The sequence below is a fragment of the Paraburkholderia unamae genome (assembly GCF_003096875.1).
Classification (GTDB): Bacteria; Pseudomonadota; Gammaproteobacteria; order Burkholderiales; family Burkholderiaceae; genus Paraburkholderia; species Paraburkholderia unamae.
The window spans coordinates 18,133-44,479 of record NZ_QEOB01000033.1 but is presented as its reverse complement, the minus strand read 5'-3'; the positions used below and the strand labels follow the sequence as shown (position 1 = coordinate 44,479).

Here is a 26,347-nt window from a genome sequence, read left to right as displayed (position 1 = left end):
ACAAGGAGCGACTGCATAATCCGATGCCTCTGAAAAGCGAAAAACGGGGGAACTGCACTACGGGTGCAGTCACGACCATTCTCCCCAGCGATATTTCGCTTTCCCCTGAAACCCGCCACTCGAATTACCATGCAATGGATTTTCCGGGTTCTACCAGTTACGTGGCTCCATCGCCCGCTTCGCTCTCGCTCCCTGACAGTGAGGTACATGTCTGGTACGCCCGGACGTCAGCGTGCGATACGCCAGAATTGCGTGCCAGGTATGCAAGTCTGCTCAGTCCACTCGAGCACGAACGATTCAGTCGCTTCGCGTTCGATCACCTGAAGCTGGAATATCTCGTGACGCGCGCGCTCTCTCGATGCGTCCTCTCACGTTATCTCGGCAAGAACCCGGGATCACTGCGTTTCGTTGCCGGTACTCACGGAAAGCCAGAACTCGAACCTGGCTCCGACGGGCACCCACCGCTTCGATTCAACCTCTCGAATACCTCAACGTTCGTAGTCTGCGCAGTGACGCGCAGTGCCGACGTTGGCGTCGACATTGAACGGGTTGACAGGTCTATCGATATCGCAAGCCTGGCAAACCGCTGTCTCGCACCAGAAGAGCGGCGCGCCTTGCGCGCCGTCCCAGCCGAACAAAGGTCGTCGCGGTTCTTTGAACTATGGACACTCAAGGAAGCGTGGTTAAAGGCGACCGGCATTGGACTTTCTATCGAGCCCGATCAGGTCGCGTTCTCGATATCCTGCGGGATAGCCAGTGCGGTGTTCGGCCCTGACGTAGACGATCTTTTGAGCAATTGGCAGTTCGTGACTCACAAACCAGAGAAATCGTGCATTACTGCTGTCGCCATTCGCACTGGCACGTCAGGATCTTTCCGTGTACGTTTCGCGGAAACCGTTCCACTGCAACCCTAATCTTGCTGTGTCAGTAAATCAGGTTATAGTGGTCTAATGAACCCGACGGGGGTGCGGCCAAATTCCTGGACTGATTTATGCCGCAATTCCAAGGCTCTGCTGACCTGCCCCCTGCAAACAGGGCCAGTCGGAGTCTAGTAAAGTTCGTTTTTGATCGGTCTCACCCGAAATCCGTCTGCTGTTTTCTGAGCGACTGTCTCGCCTGCACACGATTCGTCCGGTGATCGGCAAGGTGACAAAGCCACCGAAGGGCCTCCGACCAGATGCACGGTCATGAGGCGGCACTGGCACAGCGGTCAATTCACCCTTTTCGATTTCCCTTCCCAGTAGGGCGCGCGAAGGTCGCGCTTGAGAATCTTGCCCGCACCGGAAATCGGCATTTCCGTGCGGAACTCAACGCTCTTCGGACACTTGTAGTTGGCGATCAGCGAGCGGCAATATTCGCGAATCTCGCCTTCCGTCGCCGTCTGTCCGGCCCTCAGCACAACGATCGCGTGTACTGTCTCGCCCCACGCCTCGCTCGGGATGCCGATCACCGCGCACATCGCCACCGCTGGATGGCGGCCAACAGCGCTTTCCACCTCCGCGGAATAGACGTTCTCGCCGCCGCTCACGATCATGTCCTTCATACGGTCCACGATGAAGATGTACCCGGCTTCGTCCATGTAAGCGCCGTCGCCGGTGTGCAGCCAGCCGTCGCACAGCGCCTGGGCGGTCTCCTGTGGCTTGTTCCAGTAGCCACGCGTCACACTCGGCCCGCGAATGGCGATCTCGCCCACGGTGCCGCGCGGCACCTCGTTGCCAGCCTCGTCGACGATCCTGACCGACGTGCCCCACGCCGCGCGCCCCACCGAAAGCGACAGCCCGCTCGCACGCCCTGCTTCGTCGTGGTTCCCGGGCGGGTTCGTCGTGACGACCATCGCTTCGGTAAGCCCGTACGACTGCGAGAACTCCACGCCCGGCAGCAGCGCCATCGTGCGTTCGAGCACAGCGGGCACGATGGGCGACGCGCCGTACACAAGCCGCTTCACGCTGCGGATATCGCGCTTGCCAAATTCGGGATGGTCGATGAGCGCCTGGATCATGGTCGGCACGAGGCCGACTTCCGTCACGCGTTCGCGTTCTATCGTCTCCAGCACCTCCAGCGCGTTGAACGCCGGAATGATGACGTGTGTCTCGCCTGCGATGAACTGGTTGAGCGCGCGAGAGAGCGCCGCCATATGAAAGAGCGGCGCGGCATGCAAGCTGCGTCCATCCCGGATGGGCCGCGCCTCCGCCACGCGCTGAATGCACCCGCTCCAGATGTTGCGATGGCTCTGCATCACGCCCTTCGGGAAGCCCGTGGTGCCGCCCGTGTACATGATGATGGCAAGATCCTCGTAGCCGCGCCAGGTGTCCTCGACAGGAGCGCACCCGGCAATCGCTAATTCATAGGATTGCATACCATCCGGCGTCTCGCCCTCCCCCATGTAGACGAACCGCGGGGGCCGCTTCGCCGTCTTCGCGATGCCTGCCGCCATCGGCAGAAAATGATCGTCGATGAACAGGATGCCGGTATCGCAGTCGTCGAGCGAGTAGACAATTTCGGGCACGCTCCAGCGGATATTCACCGGGTTGAGCACGCCGCCGCCCCACCAGACGGCCATGCAGGTTTCGAGAAAGCGGTCCGAATTGAGCGCGAGCACGCCCACCCGGTCGTTGGCTGCCATGCCTGTGGTCTGGAGCGCGCCCGCGAGGCGTGCCACGCGGGCGCAGAAATCGTCGTAACGGCGCACGCGGCCGCGAAAGATCGTGGCGATCTTCTCCGGGGTTTGCTGAAGGCAGCGATGGAGGCTGTTCGTGAGGTGCAACTTCGTCTCCTGATAGTTCGTTTGCCGGCGTCGTTCGCGAGTCGCGCGAATGCGCCGCCGGTTCATGCCGCCATGGCTGCGCTGTAGCGTTCCATGTGCGAGTCGGTGTCGCCTAGCAGCACGTCCGTCATCGTCAGATACCGGAAATAATCGCTCACTTCGAGCTCGTCGGTCATGCCCATGCCGCCGTGCAGTTGGACCGCCTGCTGGCCGACGAAGCGCGCGGCGCGCGCCACGATCACTTTGGCGCCCGAAACCATGCGCCGGCGCGTGGCGAGGTCCGGTTCGTCGAGTGCCCTGGCCGCGACATAGGCCATCGAAAGCGCGCACTCTTTCTGCACGAGCATGTCGGCGAGCCGGTGCTGGAGCGCCTGGAACGCCGCGAGTGGCTGTCCGAACTGGCGGCGCGTGAGCAGGTAATCGCGCGTCATTTCGATGAGCCGCTCCATCGCGCCCGACGCCGCCGCGCACTGCGCCGCGATGCCGTGGTCGAGCCCGTGTTCGAGCGCCTCCAGCCCTTGCGCTTCGCCGCCAATCAATGCGTCTGCGGCAACGCGCACGCCGTCGAGGCGCAGATCCGCGCCCTGCTGCCCGTCCATGGCGGGATACGCCGTGAGCGTCACACCCGCCGCATCGCGCGGCACGAGAAAGAGCGCCACGGCGCCGTTCAGGCGCGCGCTCACGATCCACGCATCTGCACCCTGGCCGTGCCAGACGAGGCACTTCACGCCGTCGAGCACCCAGCCGGCGCCTTCGCGCGTGGCCGTGCATTGGGCCAGGTCAGCACGATAGCGCGAAGCCGGTTCGAGCCACGCGGCGGTGAGCACGCGCTGGCCCGTGGCAATGGCGGGCAACCATTCGTCCTTCTGCGGCGCGCTGCCGAACCCGGCTAGTACCGCCGCCGCGATCACGGCGCACGGAATCACGGGCTCCAGCACAATGCCGCGCCCCAGTTCGCGCTGCACGACGAGCTGGCTCGCCGCGCTCTCGCCAAAGCCACCGAACGCCGCGGGAATCGTGAGCCCGAGCACGCCCATTTCGGCGAGCGTGGCCCAGACTCCGCGGTCGAAGCCCGCACGCGAGCGCGCGATCGTGCGGCGCACGGCGAACGGATACTCCGCGCCGATGAAGCGGCGCAGGCTGTCGGCCAGCATCTGCTGCTCTTCGCTGTAGTTGAAATCCATCTGCGTGTCGCTCTGCTCAGGTGTTCAGGATCATGCGGGCGATAATGCCCCGCTGCACTTCGTTCGTGCCCCCATAGATCGAGGTCTTTCGCATGTCGAAGTAACTCGCGCTCGCGGCGCTGGCCCATGCGGGGCCGCCGGTGGGCAGCTGCGCATCGGGCTCCAGCCAATCGGGCGCAAACGGCCACGCGTGCGGCCCCGCCACTTCCAGTTGCAGCATGGCGATCTCCTGCTGGATCTCGGAGCCGCGAATCTTCACGACCGACGCTTCCGGGCCCGGTTGTCCGGCCGCCTGGGTGGCCACGCGCAGCAACAGCATTTCCAGCGCCATGAGATCCATTTCCACACGCGCGATGCGCTCGCGCATGCGCACGTCGTCGATCATGGCGCCGCCGCGGCCGTCCGGTGCGGCCGCGGCGATGCGCTTGAGGCGCGCGATCTCGCGATGGCACTGGCCGATGCCGGCAATGCCGGTGCGCTCGTGACCGAGCAGATACTTCGCGTAGGTCCAGCCACGATTCTCCTCGCCCACGAGGTTTTCCACCGGCACTTCCACGTCTTCGAACCACGTCTCGTTGACGTCCTCGCCGCCGTCGAGCGTGCGGATCGGGCGCACGCTCACGCCTGGACTCTGCATGTCGATGAGCAGCATCGAGATGCCGTCCTGAGGCTTTGCCTCGCTGTCGGTGCGCACGAGGCAGAAGATCCAGTCGGCGTACTGGGCGTACGAGGTCCATGTTTTCTGGCCGTTCACCACATAGCGGTCGCCACGGCGCACGGCGCGCGTCTTCAGCGCTGCCAGATCGGAGCCCGCGCCGGGCTCGGAATAGCCCTGGCACCAGAAGTCCTCCATCGAGGGAATGCGCGGCAGGAAGCGCGCCTGCATCCCGGGGCTCGCGTACTTCATCAGCACGGGCGCGATCATCGAGAGTCCGAACGGAATGAGCCTTGGCGCGCCGGCGCCGATCGTCTCGATCTCGAAGATGAGCCGCTGCATCGGGTCCCAGCCGGTGCCGCCGAACGCCTTCGGCCACGCGGGCGCGCCCCAGCCACGAGAGTGCAGGATGCGGTGCCAGCGCACGAAGTCGTCCTTGCCGAGGCGCTGCTGGTTTTCCACCTTCTCGCGTATGTCGCGCGGCAGGTGCTCTCGCGTGAACGCCCGGACTTGCTGCCGGAACGCCACTTCTTCTGCGGTAAAGCGCAGGTCCATCGGTGTCTCCTCCTCTGACGACGGGCATGGGTGCCATGAATTCCGCCCGACGCGCGCTCCATGCGCGGCGCCTGCGAACGCCATGGGCACCAAGCGTAGGCGCGCCTGCCGTGGCAAAGCCCACCGCCGGTGGGGGGGCCACCCCGCCCGGGTTCGTACCGGCGCCCGCGCGGGCGCACCCGCACGGCGACCCGGGCGCCGTGCGGCCATCCCCCCCATCGACGGTGGGCTTGCGCAATGCGCCCCGCACGACCATCACCTTCACAAGAGGCCCAGCCGCCCGGCACGCCTCAACCCGGCGTGCGGACTGCCGCCGGGACCGCAGCGCAGAACGAGGAATCCGAGATGCAGATACAACGCCAGGTCTTCCGCGAAGACCACGAGATGTTCCGAACCACTGTGCGCCGCTTCTTCGAGCGCGAATGTCTGCCGCGCCAGGCCGCCTGGAACGAGGCCGGCATGGTCGAGCGCGAAGTCTGGCGCAAGGCGGGCCGCGAAGGCCTCCTGTGCGTCACGCTGCCGACCGAATACGGCGGCGGTGGCGGCGACTACGGCCACAGCGCCGTGATGGCCGAGGAAGTCGCGCGCTGCGGGCTCTCCGGCGTCACCTTCAACATGCACTCGGACATCATCGCGCCCTATATCGCGCGCATCGGCAACGCGGAGCAGAAAGAGAAGTGGCTACCCGGCGCGTGCTCGGGCGAAATCGTGCTCGGCATCGCCATGACCGAGCCTGGCACCGGCAGCGACCTGAAAGCCGTGCGTACCACGGCCGTGCGCGACGGCGACGAATACGTCATCAATGGCAGCAAGACCTTCATCAGCAACGGCATTTGCGGCGACCTCTTCGTCGTGGTCTGCAAGACCGATCCGGCGGCCGGCGCCAAAGGGATCAGCCTGATCGTCGTGGAGGCGAACCGCGAAGGCTTCCGGCGCGGACGCAAGCTCGACAAGGTGGGCCTGCATGTTCAGGACACCGCGGAACTCTTCTTCGACAACGTGCGCGTGCCGGTGGGCAACCTTCTCGGCGAGGAAGGCCAGGGCTTCCGCTACCTGATGGCGGAGCTGCCTCAGGAGCGCTTCTCGATCGCCGTGGCCGCCGCCGCACGGCTCGAAACGACGCTCGCGCAAACGATCGACTACGTGAAGGAGCGCAAGGCTTTCGGGCAAACGGTCTGGGACTTCCAGAACACGCGCTTCAAGCTCGCCGACATCCAGGCCCAGACCACGGCCGTGCGCCTGATGGTCGACCACTATCTCGGCGAGCACATGCGCCGCCGCCTCACGCTCGAAGAGTCAGCCGTGGCGAAGCTCTTCGTGACCGAAACGCTGGGCAAGGCGCTCGACGACATGGTGCAGCTGCACGGCGGCTACGGCTACATGCTCGAGTACCCCGTGGCGCGCGCGTTCGTGGATTCGCGCGTGAACCGCATCTATGGCGGCACCAGCGAAGTGATGCGCGAACTCATCTCGCGTGCGCTCTGAACACCGCTCTTGACTGATTCGAAACCTGGAGGAGATTTGGCATGACACGCAACGTTTATGTGGCCGGCGTCGGCATGATTCCGTTTGCCAAGCCGGGCGCCAGCGCCCACTACGACGAAATGGGCGCCAAGGCGATCAGCCAGGCGCTCGCCGACTCGGGCGTGCCCTTTGAACTTGTGCAGCAGGCCTACGCAGGCTATGTGTACGGCGATTCGACCTGCGGCCAGACGGCGCTCTACCACGTGGGCATGACGGGCATTCCTGTCGTCAACGTCAACAACAACTGTGCTACGGGTTCGTCCGCCCTCTTCCTCGCGCATCAGGCGGTGAAGAGCGGCATGGTGGAATGCGCGCTCGCCTTCGGCTTCGAGGAAATGCAAGCGGGCGCGCTGAAGAGCCACTGGGACGACCGACCGCGCGCCATGTCGAAGTTCATCGAAGTCTCCGACAGGCTGCTGCCCGAGTCGCCCGAACCCGGCGCGATCCGTATGTTCGCTGGTGCGGGCAAGACCCACATGGAAAAGTACGGCACGAAGCTCGAGACGTTCGCGAAGATCCGCGCGAAGGCGAGCCAACACGCCGCGCGCAATCCGCTCGCCATCTTCCGCAAGGTCGTGACGCCTGAAGATGTGCTCGCCTCACCCATGGTGTGGGAAGGCGTGCTCACGCGTCTGATGGCCTGCCCGCCCACCTGCGGTGCCGCGGCCGCGATCGTGTGCTCCGAGGATTTCGCGCGCCGCCATGGCCTGCGCACCGACGTGCTGATCGCGGGCCAGGCGCTCACCACCGACGGCCCGGAGCTGTTCCAGAACCCGGACATGATCGACCTCGTGGGCGTAGGCATGACGCAGTCGGCGGCGCGCTCGGTGTACGAGCAGGCCGGCATCGGCCCCGAAGACATCGACGTAATCGAGTTGCACGACTGCTTCGCGCAGAACGAACTGATCACCTATGAAGGCCTCGGGCTCTGCGGCAAAGGCGAAGGCGAAAAGCTCGTCGAAGCGGGCGACAACACCTACGGCGGGCGCTGGGTCGTGAATCCGTCGGGCGGCCTGCTCTCGAAGGGCCATCCGCTCGGCGCGACGGGTCTCGCGCAGTGCTTCGAGCTCGTGCATCAACTGCGTGGCACGGCGGGCGATCGCCAGGTGGCCCATGCGAAGGTGGCGCTCCAGCACAACCTGGGCCTGGGCGGCGCGTGCGTGATCACGGCCTACAAGAAGGCGGCCTGAGAACCCCGCAGGCGCGTTCGTTCAACCTCCGTCACTCATCGACATGCTCAACAAAACCATTATCGGCAAGGCGTTGCCGTCGTTCTACGCAACCGCCGAGGCGGGGCAACTCGCGCTCTTCGCCAAGGCGACCGGCGAAACGAACCCGGTCTATCTCGACGAAGCCGCCGCCCGCGACGCGGGCCATGCCGGACTGCCGCTGCCGCCCACCTTCCTGTTCTCGCTCGAACTCACGCAGTCGTCAGCGGAGTGGCGCGAGGAAGCCGGCATCATCGCCTCGCGCATCCTCCACGGCGAAGAGTCGTTCGTGTACCACCGCATCGCCTATGCGGGCGAGAAGCTGCTGTTCGAAAGCCGTATTGCGGACATCTACGAGAAGAAAGGCGGTGCGCTCAGCTTCCTCGTGCGCGAAACGCGCGTCACCAACGCACGCGGCGAACACGTGGCCGACCTGCGCAGCGTGCTCGTCCACCGTAACGGCTGATCGGAAGGAATACACCATGAGCCAACCAGACTTCAACGCAGTCAACGTGGGCGACGCCCTGTCGCCACTCACGCTCGCACCGGTCAACCGCACGACGCTCGCGCTGTTCGCGGGCGCGTCGAACGACCACAACGCCATCCACATCGACCTCGACTACGCGCGCAAGGCCGGCATGCCCGACGTGTTCGCGCACGGCATGCTCTCCATGGCGTGGCTCGGCCGCCTGCTCACGCAGTGGGCCGACCCGCGCCAGTTGCGCGAGTTCGGCGTGCGCTTCGTCGGTATCACGCATCTCGGCCATCAGATCACCTGCACGGGCAAGGTGGTCGAGAAGTTCGAAAGCGCCGGCGAACCGCGCGTGCGCATCGAACTGCAAACGGCCAACCAGTACGGCGAGCCCACAGTGCTGGGCGAAGCGGTCGTGGCTTGCCGCGCATAACGAGGCATCAAGCTGATGCATCAAGCGAAATTCAAGGAATCGAAATGGGAAAACTCGACGGAAAAGTAGCCCTCGTCTCGGGCTCGGGACGCGGCATCGGTCAGGCGATCGCGCTGAAGCTCGCCGGTGAAGGCGCGCGCATCGTCGTCAACGATCTCGACGCGGATCCCGCGCACGAGACGGTCGATCTGCTGCGCAAGAGCGGCGCCGAAGCCGTGGCGTGCGTGGGCAGCGTGAGCGCGCCCGACTTCGCGGAGCGCTACGTGGGCACGGCGGTGAAGGCGTTCGGCGGCATCGATATCATCGTCAACAACGCGGGCTATACGTGGGACGACGTAATCCAGCGCATGACCGACGAGCAGTGGTATGCGATTCTCGACTGCCACCTCACCGCACCCTTTCGCATCCTGCGCGCGGCCTACCCGCACATCAAGGCGCAGTATCAGGCCGAAGCCGCCGAAGGACGCGAAGTGTTCCGCAAGGTCGTGAACATCTCCTCGGTCTCGGCGCTCAACGGCAACGCGGGGCAGACGAACTACTCGTCGGCGAAGGCGGGCGTGATCGGCATGACGCGCGCCCTCTCGCGCGAGTGGGGCCGCATGAAGGTCAATGTCAACGCCGTGGCGTTCGGCCTGATCCACACGCGCATGACGGACGCGGACGCGTCGGCGGGCGCGACCGTGCAGATCGAAGGCCGCGACATTCGCGTGGGCATCAACCCCGAGCTCATCAAGACGCACGCGCAGCGCTGCCCGCTGGGTCGCGGCGGCACGCCCGAGGAAGCCGCGGGCGCCGTGTACCTGTTCTGCTCGCCCGAGTCGAACTACATCACGGGCCAGGTCGTTGCCGTGTCGGGCTCGCCGCAGTAAGGCGCACACCACAACCTGACATAACCAGGCCTCACGTAATGGCCGCCAGCACCGCAAGCACAACCGTGCTCCGGGCGGCGGGCCGCTTGAACAAGCCCACGCCATGACTGCTTCGTCCGACTTCCAGCCCCGGCCCGCGTGGACCATGACGGTCCTGCTCACGGGGCTTGCGCTCATCAACTTCCTGGACAAGGTCGTGATCGGCATGATCGCCGTGCCCATGACCGCCGAGTTGCATCTGAATCCCGCCGAGTTCGGCCTGATCGCGGGCGGCTTCTTCTGGCTGTTCTCGGTCTCGACGATCGCCGTGGGCCTGCTCTCCAGTCGCTTCCAGACGCGCTGGCTGCTGCTCGCCATGGGCGTGGCGTGGGCCATCGTCCAGGTGCCCCAGGCGATGACGACGGGCGCGCTTTCGCTGCTTGCGTGCCGTGTGCTGCTCGGCGCGGCCGAAGGGCCGTTCCTGCCCGTGACGGTCCATGCGCTCTATAAGTGGTTCCCGGACCGCAAGCGCAATCTGCCGGTTGCGATCGTCAGCCAGGGCGCGGGCGTTGGCCTGTTGCTGGCGGGCCTCGTCATTCCGCACATCACACGCGTGTGGGGCTGGCGCATGAACTTCGTGCTGCTCGGCGGCGTGGGCGCGCTCTGGAGCGTGCTGTGGCTCGTGTTCGGGCGCGAGGGCAACCTCGTCGGCGCGCAGGCCCACGCCGATGCGACGCATGGCGACGGCGCAGCCGTGCCACACCGGCCGCTGCGCAAGACGCTGACCGACCCCTCCGTGCTCTGCGTGTTCCTGATCGGCTTCGCCGCCTACTGGTCGCTGAGCCAGGTGCTCACCTGGCTGCCCACGTACCTGGAGAAAGGTCTCGGCTATCCCGGCATCGTGGCCGGACGCTGGTTCGCGGCGGTGGTCGTCACCGCCACGCCAGTGAACATCGGATTGAGCTGGCTTTCGCAGGTCATGCTCGAACGCGGCGCCAGCACGCGCGTGGCACGCGTGAAGCTCGTGAGCGCCGCGCTCATCGTGAGCGGCCTGGTCTACGTGCTGCCACTGCTGCTCGGTCTATCGCCGAGCCAGAAGGTGCTGCTGCTCGCCGTGGGCGCCGCCCTGCCCACCGTCTGCTTCGCGATTGGGCCCGCTCTGCTCGCCGAAGTCGTGCCCGAGTACCAGCGCGGCGCGGTGCTGGCCATTCATACCGCTGTCGCCAGCCTGGGCGCCGCGTTCTCGCCCGTACTCATGGGCGCGATCGTGCAGGCGCGCGGCGCGCAATTCGCCGGGGCTTGCGAGACCGGCTTCGCGACCTGCTCAGTGCTGGCCTTCGCCGCCGCTCTGCTTGCACTGCGCTGGCTGCACCCCGAGCGTTCGCGCCGCGAACTGGGCACGGCCGCCGCGCACGCGCAGTCGAGTGCCGCCTGAGCAAACGGTGGGCGCTCACAACATTCGCTTCACCGTACACAGCAGCAACAATCAACAGGACTCCCCATGAAGACGCTGAACCGCTTCTACATCCACGGAGGATGGGTTGCGCCCAGCAGCGGCGCGACGTTCACCGAAATCGTCAATCCCGCCGATGAATCGCTCATCGGCACGCTCGCGATGGGTACCGGCGAGGACGTCGATCGCGCTGTGGCCGCCGCCCGCGCCGCGTTTCCCGCCTGGTCGCAAACGTCGCGCGAAACGCGCATCGCGCTGCTCGAGCGCATGATCGCCTGCTATCGCGCCCGCATGGACGAGATCGCCGAAGCCGTGCGTCTGGAGATCGGCGCGCCCATCGCGCTCTGCAAGAACATGCATGCGCCAGTGGGCCTCACGCAGATCGAAGCCGCGCTCGCCACGCTGCGCGACTTCGTGTTCGAGCGGCAGCATGGCCCGCACTATGTACGGCGCGAACCCATCGGCGTGGCCGCGCTCATCACGCCCTGGAACTGGCCGCTCAACCAGATCGCCGCGAAAGTCGCGCCCGCGCTCGCGGCGGGCTGCACCGTGGTGCTCAAGCCTTCGGAGATCGCGCCGCTCGACGCCATGCTCTTCGCCGAGGTCATGCACGAAGCCGGGGTGCCGCCCGGCGTGTTCAACATGATCTTCGGCGAAGGCCGCGTGGCCGGCGCCGCGCTCAGCGCGCATCCCGAGGTCGACATGGTGTCGATCACCGGCTCCACGCGCGCTGGCGTGGAAGTGGCGATGAGCGCCGCGCCCACCGTCAAGCGCGTGACGCAGGAGCTGGGCGGCAAGTCGCCGCTGCTGATCCTCGACGACGCCGACCTGCCTGCCGCCGTGACGGGCGCCATCATGCAGTGCATGACCAACTCGGGCCAAACCTGTGTGGCGCCCACGCGCGTGCTCGTGCCACGCGCACGCTACGACGAAGCGCTCGCCGTCGCGGCGGCGGCAACCCGGCGCGTGAACGTCGGCGACCCCGCCGACCCCGCCACGCGCATGGGCCCGGTGTCGAATCGCGGCCAGTTCGAGAAAGTGCAACGGCTCATCGAGACCGGCATCGAGGAAGGCGCGCTCGTGGTGGCTGGCGGCCCGGGCAAGCCCGCAGGCTGCGAGCGCGGCTTCTATGTGAAGCCCACCGTTTTCGCAAACGTCACCAACGACATGACCATCGCACGCGAAGAGATCTTCGGCCCGGTGCTCGCCATGCTCGCTTACGACGACGAGGAAGACGCCATCGCCATCGCCAACGACACGCCCTACGGCCTCGCCGCCTACGTCTATTCCAGCGATACCGACCGCGCCCGCCGTGTGGCCGACCGCCTGCGCGCTGGCATGGTCCGCATCAATGGCGCGGCGCCCGACTTCGCGCTGCCTTTCGGCGGCTACAAGACGTCCGGCAACGGCCGCGAGTACGGCGAGGAAGGCTTCGGCGAATACCTCGAATACAAATCGGTGACGCGCTGAAGCCATGCTGCACAGTCCACTCCAGACAGGAACCCCGTAATGAATTTCGATATCCCCAGCGAATGGGTCGATTTCGGCGACGCGCTCATTCGCTTCATCGACCGCGAAGTCACGCCGCTCGAACACGAGCACCGTGCGCTGCTCGACAGCGAGCACCGCGCATACAGCGAAGACGGCCGCTATCGTCCCGAAGTGCTCGCGCTGCGCCGCCAGGTGCGCATGCGTTCGGCGGAACTGGGCTTCTACACCGCGCTCGCAGAAGAGTCGCTCGGCGGCGGCGGCCTCGGCTCGCAGGCCGCCGTGTATATCCAGGAGCGGCTCAACGCGCACTGCGGGCCGTCGCGCCATCTCGTCCACACGGTCGTGCTGCCCTCGCCGTTCACCAACGGGCTTTCGCCGGTGCTGCGCCATCTCGATCCCGCCGTGCTCGCCACCTGTCACGAAGCGCTCGCGAGCGGAGACAAGACGATGTGCTTCGGCCTCTCCGAGCCGGACGCGGGCTCGGATGTCTTCGGCATGCGCACGCGCGCCGTGCGCGACGGCGATCACTGGGTCATCAACGGCACCAAGCAGTGGATCACCAATGCACCCTATGCCGACTACGCGATGATCTTCGCGATCACCAACGAAGAAGAGGCACGCGCACATCGCGGCGGCGTGACGGGCTTCTTCCTGCCCACGAGCACACCGGGCTTCTCGGTGCCGAGCGTGATTCCGGTGATGGGCCATCACGGCTCGGAAACCGGCATCGTTGCGCTCGAAAACGTGCGCGTGCCCGACAGCCATCGCCTCGGGCCGGTGGACCGCGGCCTCTCGGTCGCGCTCGACGGCGTCAACGCAGGTCGCCTGAGCATGGCGGCGTCGTGCCTCGGCCTCGCGCAATGGGGCCTCAATCGGGCCGTGGAGTATGCGAAAGTGCGCAAGACCTTCGGCCGCCCGATTGCCGACCATCAGGCCGTGCAGTTCATGCTGGCCGACTGCGCGATGGACATCTACGCGACCAAGTCGATGCTGCGCCACTGCGCGTGGCTCATCGACGAAGGCCGTCCCGCCACCCGGGAAGTGTCGATCGTGAAGGCGTCGGCAACGGAGATGGTGGGCCGCGTGCTCGACCGCTGCATCCAGGTGCACGGCGCGATGGGCCTCACCAACGAACTGCGCCTCGAAAAGGCCTACCGCTATGCGCGCACGGTCCGCATCCCGGACGGCACCTCCGAAATCCAGCGGCGCACCATCGCACGCAAGCTGCTCGATGGCGAGACGCAGTTCTGAGGCTTTCAGCGTCACCGTAACGGCATTGAAAAAGGCGGGAGGCAGATGTTCACGACATCGGCCTCCCGCCTTCTTTTACGCGTGCGGAGCAAAAGCCAAGGGCGGCGTGCCAATGGAAAGTGGCAGGCCGCCCTCCTCGCGTTACGACAATCAGAACGTCGACAAGGTCAACGCGTTCCTCACAGAGGTCACGCCCGGCACGGCTTTCGCGGCGCTGGTTGCGACGTCCATCTGACCTTGCTCGGGCACGGTGCCGGAGAGCGTCACCGCACCGTTATCGGCACGCACGGCGATGGCCGTGGCGTTGACGCCTCTCGTCTTCGCCAGCGCCTGTACGACCCTGCGTTGCAGCGCGCGATTGGCGGCCCTGGCCTGCTTCGCGGTCATGGAGGCGCCAGCGGGCGCCGAAGCCGGCGCATCCGTCGATTGCGCGAGCGCGCTCAGCGACATCATGGCAAGGAGCACGCCGATTGCGAGCGCGCCGGTGTGGGTGGGTTTCATGTTGTTCTCTCCAGTAGAAAGCGACGACGCTTTTAGAAACGATGCGTCATGCCGATAACGGCAAGCGTCTGCGAGGTGTCGTGGCCCGTCACCGTCACGCCCGACCAGCTCATCATGGCGGTGCCGTGGTTCTTCATGTAGCCCACACGCGCATAGATGGCCGTGCGCTTGGACAGGTTGTGGTCGTACCCGATCTGGATGCCGGGCGTGCGGTCGTCGATGCCGCGCACGTTGCGCTCGAAGCCCGCGATCAGGATGGCGTCGGCGGGCGTGGCCTGGATCGTCGCGCCCACTACCGCAACGCTATAGGAGTGCGCGGCATTCAGGAGCGCCGCCACCGAACCCGCGGGCACGTCCTTGGGACGGTTGTAGAAGTACTGCGCCTGCAAGTTCACAATGCCGAAGCGGTAAGCGAGCGCGCCCGAGAAGTGCTCGGTGGCGGCCAGGTTCACGGCGGCCGGAATGCCCGGGAAGTTCTCCGTGCCCGGATGCTGATACTGGTAGCCAAAGCCCGCATACAGGCCATAGCCGGTATAGGTCAGGGAGAGGTCGAGCATATTGCCCGATGTCTGCGGTATCGGTTGCGTGACCGTGGCGGCGAAGCCGTACATCGCGTAGAACTTCAGGCCGTACAGGAGCGGCGACTGATACATGACCGAGTTGCTCGTGCGGCCCGTGATGTTGGGAACGGCCAGCGTGTTGCGGTCCACGGCAAGCACGGCCGACGCGCTCGGCGAGAGTGCCTCGTCGGCACGAAACGGATCGCCCGGATACGCCGCCCAGAACGTGGGCTGGTACTGGCGCCCGAAGGTCAGGGATCCGTATTTTTCGTCCGTCATGCCCACCCAGGCCTGCCGGTAGAACATGGCCGTCGTATCCGCGAAAAACGCGCCGTTATTCACGTTGAAGCCGTTTTCGACAGTGAACACCGCCTTCAGGCCACCGCCCAGGTCTTCGCTGCCCTTGAGACCGAACAGCGAGCCCGAATTGCCGCCGCTGCGCTCGGAGAACGAGCTTTGACCGCCGTTGTTCAGGTATTGCCCAAACACGTCCACGACCCCATACAGCGTGACACTGGACTGCGCCGCGGCCCCACCCGCTGCGCAGAGCATGGCTGCCCCGCAAATGCCTCGACTAACTAAACGCATGCACGTCTCCTCTCTTTGTGTATTTCGCACCTCGAAGGTGCGAGTGGCCAGAAAGCGGGAGCCTGCCTTTCGATCGTGCCCGGCCGGCTGTTCATGCGTCGAGTCTGGGGGGGAACGCGCTCGCGCGACCTACCGGAATGGTGGGGGTGGGATAACCCGGTGACGCGTTAAAACGCGCGTGAAGCGGCGTGCATAGAGGGGACAGGCGGGGGCGGCCTCCCCCCCACTGGCGGTGGGATCCGGTTGAGGGCAGACGCATACCGTGTCATGGCAGCGGGGGTGGGCGCGCGAGACGCCCCCACTCCCGCGTGCGGCGCCTGGCGCCGCCCCTTACCACCGAGGAATCCCTATGAACACACTGGAGACCGTCCAGCCGGACCTGGACGATATCGAATTCGAAAACGCGCAGCGCGGATTCATCGGCACGATACCCGACGCCGAAATCCTCGACAGCAAGGGCCGCCCTGTCTGGAGCCTGAAGGACTATGCGTTCCTCGACGACATCGAGCCCGCGCCCACCGTGCACCCGAACCTGTGGCGCCAGGCGCGCCTGAACATGCATCACGGCCTGTTCAAGGTAACCGAGCGCATCTACCAGGTGCGCGGCTTCGACGTGGCGAACGTGAGCTTCATCGAGGGCCACACGGGCGTGATCGTGATCGATCCGCTCACCGTGGCCGAAACCGCCGCCGCGGCCATTGCGCTCTACCGCAAGCATCGCGGCGATCGTCCCGTCACAGCGCTCATCTACACGCACAGCCACGCCGACCACTACGGCGGCGCGCGCGGCGCGCTCGACGAAGCAGACGCCCACGCGCGCAACGTCCCGATCATCGCCCCACGCGGCTTCATGTGGCACACGGTTTCAGAGAACGTGATCGCCGGCAACGCCATGATGCGCCGGGGCATGTTTCAGTCGGGCCTGAGCCTGCCGAAGCACGTGTGCGGTCAGGTGGATTGCGGTATCGGCAAGGCGATTCCCATGGGCACGGGCACCTTGATTGCGCCCACCATGACGATCGAGAACGAAGTCGAAACGCACGTGATCGACGGCGTGAAGATCATTTTCCATCTCGCGCTCGAAAGCGAAGCGCCCTCCGAAATGTTCATGCATTTTCCGGAGTTGCGCGCGCTGAACACGGCCGAGATCGGCGTGCAAACCATGCACAATCTCTGCCCGCTGCGCGGCGCCGAAGTGCGCGATCCGCGCCAATGGTCGCGCTATCTGAACGAAGCGCTCGACCGCTACGCGCCCACGGCCGACGTGGTGTTCGCGCAGCACAACTGGCCGACCTGGGGCAACGAGCGCATTCGCACCTATCTGCGGCAGCAGCGCGACCTCTACAAGTATCTGCACGACCAGACCGTGCGACTGATGAATCATGGCCTCACGGGCGTCGAGATCGCCGAAGTGCTCGCGCTGCCCGAATCGCTCGCGAAGACCTGGGCGAACCGCGGCTTCTACGGCACGATCTCTCACAATGTGCGCGCGATCGTGCAGAAGTATCTGGGCTGGTACGACGGCAATCCGTCCCACCTGAACCTGCTGCCGCCGGAGCTTGCCGGTCCGCGCTACATCGCCTACATGGGCGGCGCGCAAGCCGTTCTGGAGAAGGCGCAGGCCGACTTCTCGCGCGGCGAATACCGCTGGGTGGCCGAAGTCACGAATCACCTCGTGTTCGCCGATCCCGCGAATCAGGCGGCCCGCAAGCTCTGCGCGGACGCGCTGGAACAGCTTGGCTTCGCCGCCGAGTCGTCGACGTGGCGCAACGCCTATCTGCTCGGCGCCCAGGAACTGCGCAAAGGCGCGCCGAAGCTGCGCCGCCGCAGCGTGAGCCGTGATCTGGTTTCCGTGCTGCCTGTCGAACTGCTGCTCGACTACCTCGCCGTGCGCCTGGACGGCGAGAAGGCACAAGGCGAAGAGATGGAAATCGAATGGTCGAACCCGCAGGCCGGCGAGTGCTGGGCCATGCGTCTCGAGAACTGCGCCATGACGTGGCTGCCCGGTGCCGCGCGCGGCACGCCCGACGCGCGCGTGGCATTCACACGTGCGGGGCTCGCGGGCCTGCAGATGGGCGCCGGCACGCTCGCCGAGACGTTCGCGGAGCTGGTGGAGAAAGGCGCGATTGCCGTGGAAGGCAAGCTCTCCGCCGTGCTGAGACTCCTCGACATGCTCGACGATTTCAATCCGATGTTCAATGTCGTCGAACCGTGACGGCAAGCTGAAGTTTCGTCGTCGCGCGTTGAAGTGAAACGAGCCCTACAGGGCTCGTTTTCGTTTGTCTGTCTTTTGCGGAAAGGGAATGGAAGTCGCGCGACTCTCGTATTAGCTGCGTGCAAGGCAAGGCAAGGCAAGGCAAGGCAAAACACTGTGCTTCAGAAATGGCGAAGCGCGCATCGGTTAGATGCGCGCTTGTTGTTTCTGCGGCTATCGGTTCAGGCCGATTCAGGCTGTTTCGGTCGTCGCCTCCAGCACCGCCGTCCGTCGCCCGAGAATCAGATCCGCCGCCTTCTCGCCGATCATGATCGCAGGTGCGTTGGTGTTGCCGCCCACGATGGTCGGCATGATCGACGCATCGACCACGCGCAGGCCTTCCACGCCGCGCACACGCAACTGCGGGTCGACGACCGCATGCTCGTCGCTGCCCATGCGGCAGGTACCCACCGGATGGAACGCGGTATCGGCGCGCTGCGCGATGATTTCACGTATCGCGTCATCGTCGCTGCCGTCGGCGCGCAGGTGCGGGTCGCCGAACACGCCGCCAAAGCGCTTGAGCGCCGGCTGATCGAAAATGCGCTTGAGGATGTGCACGCCCTTGATGAGCGCCTCCATGTCGCGCGGGTCGGTCAGCATGTTCAGGTCGATCACCGGCGCTTCGCGCGTATCGGGCGAGGCAAGCCGCAACAGGCCGCGGCTATGCGGACGCAGCACGCACATATGGCACGAGTAGCCCTGCCCCCAGCGCATGGGATGCGTCACGGCGGCGGTCATGAAATGCGCCTGCAGATCGGGATCGTCGAGACCGGCATCGCTCTTGAAGAAGCCGCCCGCCTCGGCAACGTTGCCGGTGAGCATGCCCGTGCGCTCGCGCCCGTAGCGCCGCCATTCGTTGAACATGCGCCATGCCATTCCAACCGATGGCCCCAGCAGGTCGGTGCTGCCCACCTTGAGCTGGTAGAGCAGTACGTCAACGTGCTCCTGCAGATTGCGACCCACGTCGGGCGAATTGACCACCACGGATACGCCCAGTTCGCGCAGATGGTCGGCCGGGCCGATGCCCGATGCCATCAGCAGTTGCGGCGAGCCGAACGCGCCGCTGCTCACGATCACTTCGCGGCGCGCTGTGAGCGTTTGCACCTCATCGCCGCGGCGCACTTCCACACCCGTAGCACGTATGCCCTCGAAAACGATGCGCACGGCCTGCGTATCGGTCAGCACGTGCAGGTTCGGCAAGCGGCTGAGGCGCCCCGCTTCGCCGCCGTGCAGATACGCGCGTGCCGCGTTCCAGCGCTCGCCGTTACGCTGCGTGAGCTGGTAATAGCCCACGCCTTCCTGCGCCGCGCCGTTGAAGTCCGGGTTGTAGCGATAGCCGGCCGATTGCGCCGCCTCCAGGAAATAGCGCGAGAACGGGCTGGGCGAGCGTTGATCCGCCACGTTGAGCGGGCCCGCGCCGCCATGCAGCGCGTCGTCGCGGCCGCCGTTGCGCTCGTTGCACTGCGAGCGCCTGAAATACGGCAGCACGTCCTCCCACGACCAGCCTTCGCAGCCCGCCTCGGCCCAACGGTCATAGTCGCGCGGCACGCCGCGGATATAGACCATGCCGTTGATCGACGAGCTTCCGCCCAGTCCGCGCCCGCGCGGCTGCCTGCCGCGCCGCTCGTTGAGCAGCGGCTGACGTTGCGTGCGGTAGCCGTAGTTGCGCGGCCCCGCCTTGCCCGTGGTCAGCACGAGGCCGAGCGGCGTCGTAACGGCGGCGCTGTGATCGTGCGGCCCCGCTTCGAGAACGGCCACGCTGTGGCCGCCCGCCTGTGCGAGGCGCCCCGCCACGGCGCAGCCCGCCGAACCTGCGCCCACCACGATATAGTCAAAACTCGTTTCCATTGCACCCTTCGTTGCGGCGGAGCGCCCGCCCTGCTCGCGCTTTGATGCGAAACACGCGCGACGTTCACTGAAAGCGCAGCGCCGGCGGCGCTGCGCGGAACCCGGCGTTACACCGGGTCCCAGTTGAACACCTCGGCCGACACTTCCACGGGCACGAAAGAAGCCGCCATTGCCGGGGCAAGGTGCGAAGCCAGGGCTTGCGGCGTCCAGCCGTCGCTGCGCTGCATCGAGCGGATCGGGCGCGGCTGGCTCATCAGGAAGATTTCGTTGCGGCGCACGGTGAAGACCTGACCGTTGACGGCGGCTGCGGCGTCGCTGGCGAGGAACACCGCGAGCGGTGCGATGTCGGCGGGCGTCATCGAGCGCACCTTCGCGAGACGTTCGGCCTGGTCCGGCGTCTCGGGAATCGAGCCCACCATGCGGCTGAACGCGAACGGCGAGATGCAGTTCGAGCGCACATTCGAGCGCGCCATGTCGAGCGCGAGCGACTTCGACAATCCGACGATGCCGAGCTTGGCCGCTGCATAATTCGCCTGACCGACGTTGCCGATCAGGCCGGAGGTCGAGGTCATGTGCACGAAGCTGCCGCCCTTTTGCGCCTTGAAATGCGGGGCCGCCGCGCGGCTCACGTTGAAGCTGCCGTACAGGTGCACGCGCAGCACGGCGTCGAATTCTTCGGGCGTCATCTGGTGGAAGATGCGGTCGCGCAGAATGCCCGCGTTGTTGACCACGCTGTCGATGTGACCGAACGTTTCCACGGCGGCTTCGACGATACGGTTGGCGCTTTGCGCATCCGCCACGCTCTCGCGGCTCACGATGGCCTCACCGCCGCCCGCGCGAATCAGGTCCACCACGTCCTGGCCCGGGTCTTCGGTGCTCTCGCCGCCGTTGACGGTCACGCCCACGTCGTTCACGACCACCTTCGCGCCGTGCTTCGCCATCATCAGCGCAATCTCGCGGCCAATGCCGCGCCCGGCGCCCGTCACGACCACGACCTTGCCTTCCATCATCTGTTCGCTCATCTTCCTGTCTCCATCTTCGTTAGCAGTCTTGAGGGGTTTCGCTGCGCATCGTCGCCGATGCCTCAGCGAAATGCCGCCATACCGGTGATTTCTCGTCCCTGGATCAAGGCGAGAATGCCGTTCATGCCGTCAGGCACCTGGAACACGCGCGCATCGCGCCACATCTGCTCGAGGCCAAGCTCCTCGCTGATACCCATCGCCCCGTGCACCTGCATCGCGAGATGGATGGCCCGTTCGCATGCCTGCGTCGCGTAACGCTTGGCCATGGCCGAGGTTCCGTTCGCGCGCATGCCCCGGTCGATGCCGTCGAGCGCGTAGTAGCACATGAGGCGCGAAGACACGATGGCCGTTTCGATATCGGCCAGATCGCGCTGCACGAGCTGATGGCTTGCGAGCGGCTTGCCGAACTGCTGGCGCTGCTGCGCGTAGTCGCGTGCGAGTTCGAACGCCTTCTGCGCGAGATGCACGCACATGAGCCCGAGCAGCGGGCGGTTGCCGTTCCACGCCATGGTCAGCGTTTTCGCGGCGTCGCCGGCCTCGCCCACGATATGGCTGGCAGGCACGCGCGTGCGCTCGAACACCAGCTCGCTCAGATGACCCTGGCGCAGCCCCGTGATACCCGTCTCGCGAACGTCGAATTCGACTTCGCTGCGGTCGACGAGCGCACGGCGCGTGACAGGGCGCCCATTTTCGTCGAGACCCGTGGAGCACGAGACGTTGACCACGTCGCAGATCGACGCATTGGTGATCCACATCTTGCGGCCCGTGAGATACGCATCGTCGCCTTCGATTTCGAGCTTCGTGCGGATCGCGCCCGAGTCGGAGCCCGCGTTGGCTTCGGTGTTGGCCGTGCAGGCAATCTTGCGTCCGGCGATCAGGTCGGGCAGATAGCGCTTGCGAATCGCCTCCGGGCAGCCCAGATGGATGCGCAGGATGGTGCCTTCGTGCGAGGCCAGAGAAAGCGCAACGACAGGCGGCAACTGCTCAAGGATCAGCCCGTAGTCGAGCATCTTGAGGCCGCCGCCGCCCGCCTCGACCGGCACGCGCGGCGCGGTGATGCCGAGTTCCGCGAACGCGGCGAAGATGTCCAGCATCGCCGCCTTCGGCAGCGGCTTGTCGGCGGGATGGGCCCGCAGCACGGGGTCGATCTTCGTCTGGACCATGCGCTTCGCGGCATCGACCATCAACGCCTGGTCTTCAGTCAGTGAGAAATTCATCAGTCAGGATTCCTTTCGAATCAAGCGCCCCGATACACGGGCGCACGCTTTTGCGCGAACGCCGTGCGCCCTTCCAGGCGATCCGCGCTGTCGCGCAGCAACCCCCACTGACGGTTGGCTTGCGCCACGAAGTCGCGCGGCTCCAGATGCGAGGTCTGCACGGCCAGCTGCTTGACCGCCTGCACGGCAAGCGGCCCATTGGCCGCGATACGGTTGGCGATCTGCAGCGCGAAATCGATCAGCCCGGCTGCGCTCACGATGTCGCTCACGAGGCCCATGCGCAATGCCTCGGGCGCGTCGATCCGATCGCCCGTCATGGCCAGCTTCATGGCATGCGCGGCGGGAATCGCGCGCAGCAGGTATTGCACGCCGCCGCACGCGGGCACGCTCGCCACTTTCACTTCGGGCAGGCCGAAACTGGCCTGCTCCGACGCGACGCGCAGGTCGCACTGCAGCGCCAGTTCGAGGCCGCCGCCCAGGCAGTAGCCGTTCACGGCGGCGATCATGGGCTTCCAGATTTCGAGGTCGCTGAAGTCGAGCAGGCGCGTATAGCCGCCTTGCGCCGCCTCGGCGCGACGGCGCTTGAACGCGCCTGCCGCGAAGCCGTGTTCTGGCGGCAGCGTGGCCTTGAGGTTCGCGCCCGTGCAGAACGCGCGCTCGCCGCCACCCGTGATGACGATGGCGCGCACGGCGTCGTCGTCCTGGCACGCCGCGAGGCGCTCGCGCAGCGCGAGCAGCTCGTCCACGGTCAGCGCGTTCATGGACTCGGGCGCGTCGAGCGTGAGCACCGCCACGTGGCCTTCCAGCCGGTAGTGAATCGTCATGCCGCCCTCCTCAAACGCTCGGGCTCGACAGCGAGCGGCCGCCGCACACGTAGAGCGTTTGCCCCGTGATGTACGACGCCGCGCGGTCGGCAAACATCAGCACGGCGTGCGCAATATCTTCTGGCTGGCCGATACGGCCCACTGGCACGGTGGCCTTGAGGCGGTCGCGTTGCTCGTCGGTGTAGGTCGCCATGAGCGGCGTCTCGACGATGCCTGGCGCGATCGCGTTGACCGTGACACCGTGCTTTGCAAGCTCGATGGCGAGCGAGCGCGTGAGGCTCACCACGCCGCCCTTCGCCGCCGAGTAGTTGGACTGCCCGAAGCCGCCCAGCCAGGCGCGCGACGAGATGTTGACGATGCGCCCATGGCCCTGTTCCACCATGCCCGGCACCACGGCCTTCGCACAGAGGAATTGCGACTTGAGGTTCACCTGGATCACGAAGTCCCAGTCTTCCTCGGTCATCTTCGCGAAGCGCTTGTCGCGCGTCACGCCCGCGTTGTTGACGAGAATGTCGGGCGTCTTCCAGCGCGAGGCAATGTGCGCGACGGCGTCGCTCACCTGCTCGCCCGAGGTCACATCCACACGCAGGGCAAGCAGGCGATCCGCGTGCGGGCCGGCATGCGTGGCGAGCGTGTCGAGTGCGGCGACGTTGAGATCGAATACGGCGACTTTGTGGCCCACGTCGAGCAAGGCCTTCGCGATGCCGAGACCAATGCCCTGCGCTCCGCCGGTCACAATGGCAACCTGAGTTTCAGACTGTCCGTTCATTAGAGAGGAATCCATAAGTTCAGTGGCCGAGAATATGCACGGCCGAAGCCGCATGATCGACGCCTGCGATGCCGCCACCCGTGCATTGGGTGAGCGCGATCGAGGCGTGGGCGATCTGCCGCTCGCCCGCGCGACCTTCGAGCTGCCACACCGCCTCGACCATTTGTGCGACGCCCGTCGCGCCCAGCGGATGGCCCTTCGCGAGCAGGCCGCCGCTTGGGTTCACCGGCACGCGGCCGCCCAGCGCCGTCGCGCCCGAGCGCAGCAGTTCGTGCGCTTCGCCGCGCTCGCACAGGCCCAGCGCGTTGTAATAGATCAGTTCGGCAATCGTGAAGGCGTCGTGGAGTTCGATCATGTCGATATCGGCGGGTGTCACGCCCGCCTCGCGATACGCGAGTTGCGCGGCACGCGCCGTGATCTCGGCAGCGAGGATGTCTTCGGTGCCCACGTCCTGCTTGCCCGACTGCACGACCGAAGCCAACACGCGAACCGGCTTCGCGCGCTGTGCCGGGCGGCGCGTGGTCAGCACGAGCGCGGCCGCGCCGTCCACGGCGGACGGGCAGCACTGGAGCAGCGTGAGCGGGTCGAACACCATGCGCGAGTTCATCACGTCGTCCACGCTCACTGCGCTACGCGCTTGCGCGTACGGATTGAGCGTGCCGTGCCGGCGATTCTTCACCGCGACCTCGGCCAGCGCCTGTGGGTCGACGCCGAACTCGTGCAGGTAGCGCGTGGCGCGCATCGCGTAGACCGAAGGCAGCGTGAGTCCCGCGCGTGCGAACATCTCGGTCATGTAGTCGTTGCGTTGCAGCGGCAGCGCACCGCCGCCCAGGGTCGTGAGCTGTTCCGCGCCGAGCACGACCACGGTGTCGTAGCGGCCCGCTTCCAGCGCGTGGCACGCGAGATGCACGCCCGTCGCGCCGCTCGCGCAGGCGTTCTCGACGTTGTAGATCGCGGGGCCGGTCACGCCCAGGTCGCGCAGCAGCACCTGGCCGAGCACCATGCCGCCGAACACGTTCGCGGCGTAATACGCCTCGACGGCCTCGGCTTCAATGCCGGCGTCGACGAGCGCGCCTTGCACCGCGCGCTGCGCGAGATCCTGCATCGAGCCTTCGTGGCGGCCGAACGGCGTCATGGCGACGCCGGCAACGTAAATGGGCGTCTTCATGCGCGCGGCTCCTTGTCTTGCGGTTCGAATGCATACACGGTGCCCTCTTCGGTGTCGATCAGGCACGGCGCAAGTGCATCGCCAATGGCCGGGCGCCGGCCATCCGGATACACGAGCCGCCCGAAAATGCGCACGCCTTCGGGGTAATCCGCGTAGCCGAGCGCCACAGGCGGCTTGCCGGTTTTCGGGCTCGGATACATGACGGTGTAGCTGTAGAGCGTAGGCGTGCCCTGCAAGCCGACCAGCTCCGTGCGCTCGCGCTGCGGCGAGGTGAGCGGCAGCGGCGGGAAATACAGCTCCGCGCGGCCCGCATGGCGATATGCCTGCAGGACGACGCGGTCATCGCACACGCGCCAGGGGTCCTCGGAGGTGCGGCGCATGTCTCCATCGTTCTTCGAATTCATATGTCATCCTGATTGATTAACCGGTGTGGGTGTGCCGCTCACACGCGCTCGAACACCGCGGCAAGTCCCTGACCGCCGCCGATGCACATCGTCTCGAGGCCGTAACGCGCGCCGCGCCGGGCCATCTCGTGCAGCATCGTGGTCATGATGCGCACGCCGGTGGCGCCGATCGGGTGCCCCAGCGAAATGCCCGAACCGTTGACATTCACGCGCTCGTCGCCTTCAATGCGCCATTCGCGCAGCGCGGCCAGCACCTGCACGGCAAACGCCTCGTTGATCTCGATGAGGTCCATATCGGCGAGAGAGAGGCCGATCCGCGGCAGCAGGCGCGCCACGGCCGGCACCGGGCCGATGCCCATGCGCAGCGGGTCGCAGCCCGTCGCCGCCCAGCCCACGAAGCGGCCCATCGGCTGCACGCCATGTCTCGCGAGCCACGCCTCCGAAACCACGAGGCAGCCCGAAGCTGCGTCGTTCTGCTGGCACGCGTTGCCGGCGGTCACAGTGCCGTCGCGCAGCAGCGCGGGCAGCTTCGCCATGACTTCGGGGCTCGCGTCTTCGCGTACGCCTTCGTCGCGCGAGAACCAGAGCGGTTCGCCCTTGCGTTGCGGCACGGGCACCGCCACGACTTCGGCTTCGAAGCGGCCGCTCTTCCAGGCCTCGCTCGCGCGCTGGTGGCTACGCGCCGCGTAGAGGTCGCTCTCAGCGCGCGTGATGCGGTAATCGCGCGCGAGATTTTCAGCCGTTTCCGCCGCGCCGCCCGCCATCACGCCGTAGCGGCTCACGGGCTGCGAGTTCACGCGGCCGCGCTCCAGGCGGTCGTGGAACGCGGCGTCGCCAAGCCGCGCGCCCCAGCGCATGCGTGTGCTGTAGTACTCGATGTTGCTCATGCTCTCCACCCCGGCCACCAGCACGCAGTCGGCGGCACCAGTCTGGATCTGCATGGCCGCGTCGATCACGGCCTGGAGGCCCGAGCCGCAGCGCCGGTCCACGGCGTAGCCCGAGACGTGTTCCGGCAGCCCCGCCAGCGAGGCCGCATAGCGGCCGATGCACGGCGCCTCGCTGGACTGGTACGACTGGGCGACGATGACTTCGTCGACGGCATCGCCGCTTGCGCCCGAGCGCTGCAAAACGGCGCGCAGGACGTGCGCGGCGAGGTCGGCGGCAGAAAGCGGCGTGAGCGAGCCGCCGAACTTGCCGACGGGCGTGCGGAGCGGAGAAGCGATATAAGCGTGTGCCATGGCGGGTCGGGAATGAGCGCGCAAAAGCCTGCGGCGCGCGATGGACCTCAGTAGACCAGCGTGGGGGGTACAGAAAGCCACCGCCCATGGGGGGGCGGCCTCGGAATGGCGCCCAG

23 protein-coding genes are annotated in these 26,347 nt (G+C 66.2%); 10 read left to right on the top strand and 13 right to left on the bottom strand.

Going from position 1 to position 26,347, the window contains the following annotated elements:
• Positions 1 to 23: 23 nt before the first annotated feature.
• Positions 24 to 914, top strand: coding sequence for a 4'-phosphopantetheinyl transferase family protein (locus C7402_RS40805; protein ID WP_116614591.1), 891 nt, complete (start codon positions 24 to 26; stop codon positions 912 to 914).
• Positions 915 to 1,210: 296 nt separating this feature from the next.
• On the opposite strand, the gene C7402_RS40800 is transcribed toward C7402_RS40805, so the two are convergent.
• The 3 genes from C7402_RS40800 to C7402_RS40790 all read right to left on the bottom strand — a co-directional run bounded on the left by C7402_RS40800 (position 1,211) and on the right by C7402_RS40790 (position 5,158).
• On the bottom strand, positions 1,211 to 2,764 hold the full coding sequence (locus C7402_RS40800; protein WP_116614614.1) for an acyl-CoA synthetase: 1,554 nt from the start codon (positions 2,762 to 2,764) through the stop codon (positions 1,211 to 1,213).
• Positions 2,765 to 2,826: 62 nt separating this feature from the next.
• Positions 2,827 to 3,948, bottom strand: coding sequence for an acyl-CoA dehydrogenase family protein (locus C7402_RS40795; RefSeq protein ID WP_116614590.1), 1,122 nt, complete (start codon positions 3,946 to 3,948; stop codon positions 2,827 to 2,829).
• 16 nt (positions 3,949 to 3,964) lie between these two features.
• On the bottom strand, positions 3,965 to 5,158 hold the full coding sequence (locus C7402_RS40790) for an acyl-CoA dehydrogenase family protein (protein WP_116614589.1): 1,194 nt from the start codon (positions 5,156 to 5,158) through the stop codon (positions 3,965 to 3,967).
• 345 nt (positions 5,159 to 5,503) lie between these two features.
• Between C7402_RS40790 and C7402_RS40785 the strand changes: the two genes are divergently transcribed.
• The 8 genes from C7402_RS40785 (at position 5,504) to C7402_RS40750 (ending at position 13,838) form a co-directional block, all read left to right on the top strand.
• Entirely contained in the window at positions 5,504 to 6,643 is a 1,140-nt protein-coding gene (locus C7402_RS40785) for an acyl-CoA dehydrogenase family protein (protein WP_116614588.1), read from the top strand.
• Positions 6,644 to 6,684: 41 nt separating this feature from the next.
• A complete protein-coding gene (locus C7402_RS40780) occupies positions 6,685 to 7,872 on the top strand; it encodes a lipid-transfer protein (protein ID WP_116614587.1) in 1,188 nt (395 codons plus the stop codon).
• Positions 7,873 to 7,915: 43 nt separating this feature from the next.
• Positions 7,916 to 8,356: a MaoC family dehydratase N-terminal domain-containing protein gene (locus C7402_RS40775; RefSeq protein ID WP_116614586.1), complete on the top strand. Its 441-nt coding sequence runs from the start codon at positions 7,916 to 7,918 to the stop codon at positions 8,354 to 8,356.
• A 16-nt stretch (positions 8,357 to 8,372) separates the two neighbouring features.
• Positions 8,373 to 8,795 carry a MaoC family dehydratase gene (locus tag C7402_RS40770; RefSeq protein ID WP_116614585.1) on the top strand — a complete coding sequence of 141 codons (423 nt, stop codon included), beginning with the start codon at positions 8,373 to 8,375 and terminating at the stop codon, positions 8,793 to 8,795.
• 44 nt (positions 8,796 to 8,839) lie between these two features.
• Positions 8,840 to 9,664, top strand: coding sequence for an SDR family NAD(P)-dependent oxidoreductase (locus C7402_RS40765; RefSeq protein ID WP_116614584.1), 825 nt, complete (start codon positions 8,840 to 8,842; stop codon positions 9,662 to 9,664).
• 103 nt (positions 9,665 to 9,767) lie between these two features.
• Entirely contained in the window at positions 9,768 to 11,078 is a 1,311-nt protein-coding gene (locus tag C7402_RS40760) for an MFS transporter (protein WP_116614583.1), read from the top strand.
• 66 nt (positions 11,079 to 11,144) lie between these two features.
• Entirely contained in the window at positions 11,145 to 12,566 is a 1,422-nt protein-coding gene (locus tag C7402_RS40755; protein WP_116614582.1) for an aldehyde dehydrogenase family protein, read from the top strand.
• Positions 12,567 to 12,605: 39 nt separating this feature from the next.
• A complete protein-coding gene (locus C7402_RS40750; protein WP_116614581.1) occupies positions 12,606 to 13,838 on the top strand; it encodes an acyl-CoA dehydrogenase family protein in 1,233 nt (410 codons plus the stop codon).
• A gap of 150 nt (positions 13,839 to 13,988) precedes the next feature.
• Here C7402_RS40750 and C7402_RS40745 read toward each other — a convergent pair whose 3' ends face one another.
• Positions 13,989 to 14,339: a BON domain-containing protein gene (locus C7402_RS40745; RefSeq protein WP_116614580.1), complete on the bottom strand. Its 351-nt coding sequence runs from the start codon at positions 14,337 to 14,339 to the stop codon at positions 13,989 to 13,991.
• Positions 14,340 to 14,371: 32 nt separating this feature from the next.
• On the bottom strand, positions 14,372 to 15,487 hold the full coding sequence (locus C7402_RS40740) for a porin (protein ID WP_116614579.1): 1,116 nt from the start codon (positions 15,485 to 15,487) through the stop codon (positions 14,372 to 14,374).
• A gap of 349 nt (positions 15,488 to 15,836) precedes the next feature.
• Here C7402_RS40740 and C7402_RS40735 point away from each other — a divergent pair, with 349 nt between their 5' ends.
• Positions 15,837 to 17,702 carry an alkyl/aryl-sulfatase gene (locus tag C7402_RS40735; protein ID WP_116614578.1) on the top strand — a complete coding sequence of 622 codons (1,866 nt, stop codon included), beginning with the start codon at positions 15,837 to 15,839 and terminating at the stop codon, positions 17,700 to 17,702.
• A gap of 231 nt (positions 17,703 to 17,933) precedes the next feature.
• Here the strand turns inward: C7402_RS40735 and C7402_RS40730 are convergent, their stop codons facing one another.
• The 8 genes from C7402_RS40730 to C7402_RS40695 all read right to left on the bottom strand — a co-directional run bounded on the left by C7402_RS40730 (position 17,934) and on the right by C7402_RS40695 (position 26,231).
• Positions 17,934 to 19,589 (bottom strand): GMC family oxidoreductase, encoded by a 1,656-nt coding sequence (locus tag C7402_RS40730; RefSeq protein ID WP_116614577.1) that lies wholly within the window; start codon positions 19,587 to 19,589, stop codon positions 17,934 to 17,936.
• Between the two features lie 107 nt (positions 19,590 to 19,696).
• On the bottom strand, positions 19,697 to 20,599 hold the full coding sequence (locus tag C7402_RS40725; RefSeq protein ID WP_116614613.1) for an SDR family oxidoreductase: 903 nt from the start codon (positions 20,597 to 20,599) through the stop codon (positions 19,697 to 19,699).
• Positions 20,600 to 20,673: 74 nt separating this feature from the next.
• On the bottom strand, positions 20,674 to 21,828 hold the full coding sequence (locus tag C7402_RS40720) for an acyl-CoA dehydrogenase family protein (RefSeq protein ID WP_116614576.1): 1,155 nt from the start codon (positions 21,826 to 21,828) through the stop codon (positions 20,674 to 20,676).
• Between the two features lie 20 nt (positions 21,829 to 21,848).
• Positions 21,849 to 22,652, bottom strand: a complete 804-nt coding sequence (locus C7402_RS40715; RefSeq protein WP_116614575.1) for an enoyl-CoA hydratase/isomerase family protein — start codon at positions 22,650 to 22,652, stop codon at positions 21,849 to 21,851.
• A gap of 10 nt (positions 22,653 to 22,662) precedes the next feature.
• Complete coding sequence (locus C7402_RS40710) at positions 22,663 to 23,421, bottom strand: SDR family oxidoreductase (RefSeq protein WP_244315055.1); 759 nt, start codon at positions 23,419 to 23,421, stop codon at positions 22,663 to 22,665.
• Between the two features lie 19 nt (positions 23,422 to 23,440).
• Positions 23,441 to 24,589 (bottom strand): thiolase family protein, encoded by a 1,149-nt coding sequence (locus C7402_RS40705; RefSeq protein ID WP_116614573.1) that lies wholly within the window; start codon positions 24,587 to 24,589, stop codon positions 23,441 to 23,443.
• Positions 24,586 to 24,993 carry a Zn-ribbon domain-containing OB-fold protein gene (locus C7402_RS40700; protein WP_244315054.1) on the bottom strand — a complete coding sequence of 136 codons (408 nt, stop codon included), beginning with the start codon at positions 24,991 to 24,993 and terminating at the stop codon, positions 24,586 to 24,588. The genes C7402_RS40705 and C7402_RS40700 overlap by 4 nt, the downstream gene beginning before the upstream one ends.
• A 38-nt stretch (positions 24,994 to 25,031) precedes the next feature.
• The gene (locus tag C7402_RS40695) at positions 25,032 to 26,231 is read right to left on the bottom strand and encodes an acetyl-CoA C-acetyltransferase (RefSeq protein ID WP_116614572.1); all 1,200 of its coding nucleotides are present in this window, start codon (positions 26,229 to 26,231) and stop codon (positions 25,032 to 25,034) included.
• Between the last annotated feature and the right edge of the window lie 116 nt (positions 26,232 to 26,347).